At 59.4% G+C, this 5,555-nt stretch carries 3 protein-coding genes and 1 pseudogene; 1 reads left to right on the forward strand and 3 read right to left on the reverse strand.

Annotated features, from left to right (window positions below):
• Positions 1 to 218: pseudogene (locus ACOYIE_RS08860) on the forward strand (hypothetical protein); the annotation flags it as partial.
• A 119-nt stretch (positions 219 to 337) separates the two neighbouring features.
• On the opposite strand, the gene ACOYIE_RS08865 reads toward ACOYIE_RS08860, so the two are convergent.
• From ACOYIE_RS08865 to mfd, 3 genes are all read right to left on the reverse strand, one after another.
• Positions 338 to 1,255 carry a lysine exporter LysO family protein gene (locus ACOYIE_RS08865; RefSeq protein WP_433412428.1) on the reverse strand — a complete coding sequence of 306 codons (918 nt, stop codon included), beginning with the start codon at positions 1,253 to 1,255 and terminating at the stop codon, positions 338 to 340.
• 399 nt (positions 1,256 to 1,654) lie between these two features.
• Positions 1,655 to 3,070, reverse strand: coding sequence for a cysteine--tRNA ligase (gene cysS, locus ACOYIE_RS08870; RefSeq protein ID WP_433412429.1), 1,416 nt, complete (start codon positions 3,068 to 3,070; stop codon positions 1,655 to 1,657).
• Between the two features lie 292 nt (positions 3,071 to 3,362).
• Positions 3,363 to 5,555 (reverse strand): transcription-repair coupling factor (gene mfd, locus ACOYIE_RS08875; RefSeq protein ID WP_433412431.1); only part of this gene is annotated, 2,193 nt, incomplete at its 5' end.

Here is a 5,555-nt window from a genome sequence, read left to right on the forward strand (position 1 = left end):
GAGCGGGTATCTCTCTGGGCAGGCTGGGCTATGGTTTCAAAATCACCTATCTGGATAAAGAAGAAAAGCCGGTTGTGCCCATGTTCATGCTGAATGGCGATGCGGCCATCCGGAAAGACCCGTTTTTCTATACCTGTGACGGCGGCTTGTGTTTCGATGTGCTGAAAAATCTGGAAAATGAATTTTCTGCCGGCGCAGCCGCTTCCGGTTTGGGCTGACAAAACAGATACCGCTTATAAGGAGCAAGGCTGCAATATGCCCTGCTCTTTTTTCTTTGCGGTGCGGAGAAAAAAAGATCCGTCGGCATCCGTCCGGAAGCCGCGGATCGCGCGCGGGTTTAATAGCAGAGCGTAATCAGCACCGGCACTGCGGCCGAGCACAGAATTCCGTTGATGACGGCAAACACCACGGTCTCCTCGTTGGTGTGGCGGATGAGCATGGGCAGGGTGGTGTCCTCGCTGGTGGCCGCCGCGGGGGCGATGCAGGTGAAGTAATTCAGCCGCCGCGCCAGATAGGGAATCATAAAAAACGCTCCGATCTCCCGCATCAGGTTGCTCAAAAACGCAATGCTGCCCAGCTCGGCGCCGGCCAGATTGCCGATGGATACGCCGGCAAGACTGTACCAGCCCAGACCTGCCGCAACCGAAACCGTCTGATTGACCGGATATGCCAGCAGCAGCCCGCACAGCAGTCCGCCGAGCAGCGAACCTGCAATGATGCCGCAGGGGATGACCAAAATGCGCATATGGTATTTGCGGATGCTCTCCAGCAGGCCGCGGCGCAGCCCCACACTGATGCCCACCGAGAACATCAGCGCGTACAGCAGCCACTGCGTATGCGCGGTCAGCGGCGCCAGCGCCGCCGCGCAGGCGGGAAACGCCCCGCATACCATGCCCAGCAGCAGTGCGCCCAGCGCGAAAAACACCATCGGGTCGCTGCCCATCTGCACCGGTGCGGATTCCGGACGGCCTCCTGCCGTTTCACGGACAGCAGCCCCTTCCCCCATGCAGCAGCGGGTCAGCACATACACCACTGCCACCGAGCACAGCGTGGGCAGCAAAAACAGCAGAAAGCTCCGCAGGCCGAGCACGGCCAGCTCGGAAAAAAAGCCCTCGCGCTGCCCCAGCCCGACACCCATGGAAAAAATCAGCAGCAGGGTGAACGCAAGCTGTGCCCATTCGTTTTTCGCCTTATGCCGCTCCGGGAAAAAACGCCCCACAGCGATTCCGGCGAGCATGATACCAAGTGTTACCATCCGGATACTCCTATATTTTGTACTTCGTTTCGCGCAGGCAAAGACCGGCCGGGCGGCCGGCCTGAGACTGTCGGAAAACTTTGTTTGCCGACAGTCTCTCGATCGAAACCACGCTTCCGATCGAACTTGCGACTGCGAATCGCGCCCTTTTGGAACAATTCTCCATCGCCTTGTATGAAAACCCACGCACCGGTCGCGGGTTTTTATGAAAATTGCAGTTTGCTGCAATTTTCTATTTGATGCGCGCGGCTCGCGCGAAGACTCTTTCGACAAGCTAAGACCGGCCCAACGGCCGGTCTTTTCTGCTGTCAGAAACATGTTCTTTTCAACGCCCTGTGTTGGAACTGCGCCAAACACAAACGAAAAAACATTCCCATGCGCACTGCCGCCGTCAGGCGATCAGGCGCGGCTCCACTGCGTGCCCTGACGGGTGTCCTTGATCGTAACGCCCATATCTGCCAGTACACCGCGGATGCGGTCGGCCTCCGCAAAGTTCTTTTCCTTCTTCGCCGCCGCGCGCTGCGTGATCAGCGCTTCGATCTTGTCCGCGTCCGGATCCTTGGCGTCCTCGCGCTTCTGCACGATGTTGAGCACGCCGGTCAGCTCCATGAACAGGTCGTGCGCTGCGGTCAGGAATGCCTTCGTCGCATCGTCGTGCGCGGTCATCCAGCCGTTGATCTCGCGCGTCAGCTCGAAAATAGCGGAAAGTGCGTCCGCCGTGTTCATATCGTCATCCATCGCGTCGATGAACTTCTGCTTGTACGCGGTCAGCGCCTCGAGCTTTTCGGCTTCCTCTGCGGTCATCGCGTCGCCCTGCGCCTTTTCGATGCGGAACTCCATGTTATTGCGGCTCTCATACAGGCGGGCCAGCGACGCCTTGTTCATCTCCAAACTTTCCGCCGAGTAGTTGAGCGGGGAACGGTAATGCGCCGACAGCATGAACATACGGATGGTTTCATAACCGAACTCCTGCGCCGCCTCGCGCACCATGAAGAAATTGCCCTTGGATTTGGACATTTTCTCGTTGTCGATGGTCAAAAATCCGTTATGCACCCAGTAATGCGCAAAGGGCTTGCCGTTTGCCGATTCGGACTGGGCGATCTCGTTTTCATGATGCGGGAAGATCAGATCCAGACCGCCGGAGTGGATGTCGATCGTTTCCCCGAGGTACTTGCACGCCATGGCCGAGCACTCGATGTGCCAGCCCGGACGGCCCTTCGAGCCCCACGGCGTATCCCACGCCGGCTCGCCGGGCTTTGCCGCCTTCCAAACGGCAAAATCCATCGGGTCTTCCTTGACCTCGCCCACCGAGATGCGCGCGCCGGCCTGCAGCTCTTCCATCGGCATATGGCACAGCTTGCCGTACTCCGGGAAGGACTTGGTGCGGAAGTACACATCGCCGTTTTCCGCCAGATATGCATGGCCGTTGTCCAGCAGCTTCTGCACGATGCTGATGATCGCGTCCATCGTTTCGGTCGCACGGGGGTGTACCGTCGCGCGGCCGACGCCAAGCCCCTCTGCATCCACATAGTATTCCTTGATATAGCGCTCGGCGATCTCGTTGAAATCCACGCCTTCTTCATTGGCCTTGTTAATGACCTTATCGTCGATATCGGTGAAGTTCTGCACAAACGTCACCTTATAGCCGCGGTACTCAAAGTAGCGGCGCAGCAGATCGAACATGATGAACGGGCGCGCGTTGCCGATGTGGAAATAGTTGTACACGGTCGGTCCGCAGGAATACATTTTCACTTCGCCCGGGGTGATGGGCACGAACTCGTCCTTCTGACGGGTCAGGGTATTATACAGTTTCATACGATAAACTCCTTTACTGGATTGATTTTATGAAAAAACCGCCTCTTTTATCCAAAGAGGCGGCGTAATGTCGCGGTTCCACTCCTGTTTATCACTCGGATACGCGGTAACGGGCGTGTCCCGCGGGGCGTTTGACCCCGATGCTCGGCGGACGCACCTTCGCCGCGCCGCGCGCAGCGCCCTTGCAGCCGGTGGGGCGCCTCTCTTATCCGCGCGGGATACGGTTACTCTTTCCGCTTCCTCGCATACTTTCCATATTATATTGCCAGTATATCAGCCGCACGGCGGAAAGTCAAGCAACCGGCACAGTTTTTGCGGCCGCAGCATACTGCTGCACAAGCAGCTGTGCCATTTCCAGCGCGGTCTCGTTCCTGTTCAGCCGCAGCGACAGATACGGCGCGGAGCCTGCGTTCAGCAGCAGCCGCCCGCGGAAGCGCTCCTCGCCGCACAGGGCGGACAGGCGCGCAAAATCGGTTTCCGCAAAGGTCAGCAGCAGGCGGCCGTCCTTCTGCTTGAGCTCGGCAATGCCCTGTTCGCTTGCCTGACTGCGCAGCAGCGCGATATCGAGCAGCGCCACCGCCTCTGCGGGTGGCTCGCCGAAGCGGTCGATCAGCTCGTCGAGCATATCGCTCTTCTGTTCTTCCGTGCGGATGAGCGCGATGCGGCGGTACAGATCGACCCGCTGGCCTGCATCCGGCACATAAGCGGACGGCAGATTGGCAGAGAGCAGCAGCTCGGCCGCGCAGTCCACACGCGGCTTGGGTGTTTCGCCCTTTTCCTCCTGCACGGCTTCTTCCAGCAGCTTGAGATACAGGTCATAGCCCACGCTCATCATATGGCCGGACTGCTCGGGCCCCAGTACATTGCCCGCGCCGCGGATCTCCAGATCGCGCATGGCGATCTTAAAGCCCGAACCAAATGCGGCAAATTCACGGATGGCGGACAGGCGCTTCTGCGCCACTTCGGAAAGCGCCTTGCCGCGCCGGTAGCACAGGTAGGCAAACGCATGGCGCGACGAACGCCCTACGCGGCCGCGGATCTGGTGCAGCTGCGCCAGACCCATGTGGTCCGCATTCTCAATGATGAGGGTATTGGCGTTCGGGATGTCAATGCCGGTTTCGATGATGGTCGTGCAGAACAGGATATCAATTTCGCCCTCAGCCATGGCGTTCATGGCGGCGGCGATCTCCTTCTGCGTCATTTTGCCGTGTACAACGCCGAGACGGGCGTCAGGCAGACGCTGCTGCCACAGGGCGGCGCAGCGCTCGATGCTCTCCACCCGGTTGTGCAGATAATACACCTGCCCGCCGCGCGCCAGCTCGCGCCGGATCGCGTCGAGCAGCACGCCGTCGTTCTGTTCGAGCACGAAGGTCTGCACTGGATGGCGGTCGAGCGGCGGCTCCTCGATCGAGGACATATCCCGAATACCGGACAGCGCCATATTCAGCGTGCGCGGGATGGGGGTTGCCGACAGCGTCAGCACGTCCACGGTCTTGCTTAACTCCTTGAGCGTCTCCTTATGCGAAACGCCGAAGCGCTGCTCCTCATCCACCACCAGCAGGCCGAGATCCTTAAACTTGATTTTTTTATTAAACAGCTTATGGGTGCCGATCACCAGATCGACCGAACCGGCCTCCAGCTTTTGCAGAATTTTGGTCTGCTCCGAGCCGGTTTTATAGCGGGTCAGCAGCTCGATATTGATGGGATGCCCCTGAAACCGCTGCAAAGCGGTCAGGTAATGCTGCCGCGCCAGCACGGTGGTCGGCACCAAAATCGCCGCCTGCTTGCCCGCCAGCACGCACTTCATCACGGCGCGCAGCGCAACCTCGGTTTTGCCGAAGCCCACATCGCCGCACAGCAGGCGGTCCATCGGCCGGTCGGACTCCATATCCATTTTGATCTCCGCGATGCAGCGCAGCTGGTCGTCGGTCTCCTCATAGGGGAAGGCGTCCTCAAACTCACGCTGCCACGCATCATCCGCAGGGAAAGCGTATCCCTTCACCTTGGCCCGCTCGGCATACAGCTTGATGAGGCCCTCGGCCAGCTCCTTGGCGGCCGCCTTGGCCCGCTGCTTGGAGCGCGACCAGTCTGTGCCGCCAAGTTTGTTCAGCCGCACCTTTTCGGGTTCGCCCCCGCCGATGTATTTGGAGATCAGATCGAGCGAGGTCGCAGGAACATACAGAAAATCCGTTCCCGCAAACGCGATTTTGACAAAATCACGCTCCGCGCCGTCCACCGTCATGCGCTCCATGCCGATAAAACGGCCGATGCCGTGGTGCTCATGCACCACCAGATCGCCGGGGGTCAGATCGGTATAGGACTTGACGCGGTCACGGTTGGATTTTTTTGGCTGCACCTTTTTGCGGCGCGCCAGCACCTGTCCCTCCGTGATGACGACCAGACCGAGATCGGGATACTCAAACCCTGCGGACAGCGTGCCTTCCAGCACGGAAACCTGTCCGCCGCGCGGCAGCAGATCGCTGAT

Source organism: Agathobaculum sp., assembly GCF_050946325.1.
GTDB lineage: Bacteria > Bacillota > Clostridia > Oscillospirales > Butyricicoccaceae > Agathobaculum.

Excerpts from the sequence above, each read along its gene's own strand:
- ACOYIE_RS08865 (WP_433412428.1), bottom strand. The coding sequence starts at position 1,255 with ATGGTAACACTTGGTATCATGCTCGCCGGAATCGCTGTGGGGCGTTTT.
- cysS (WP_433412429.1), bottom strand. The coding sequence starts at position 3,070 with ATGAAACTGTATAATACCCTGACCCGTCAGAAGGACGAGTTCGTGCCC.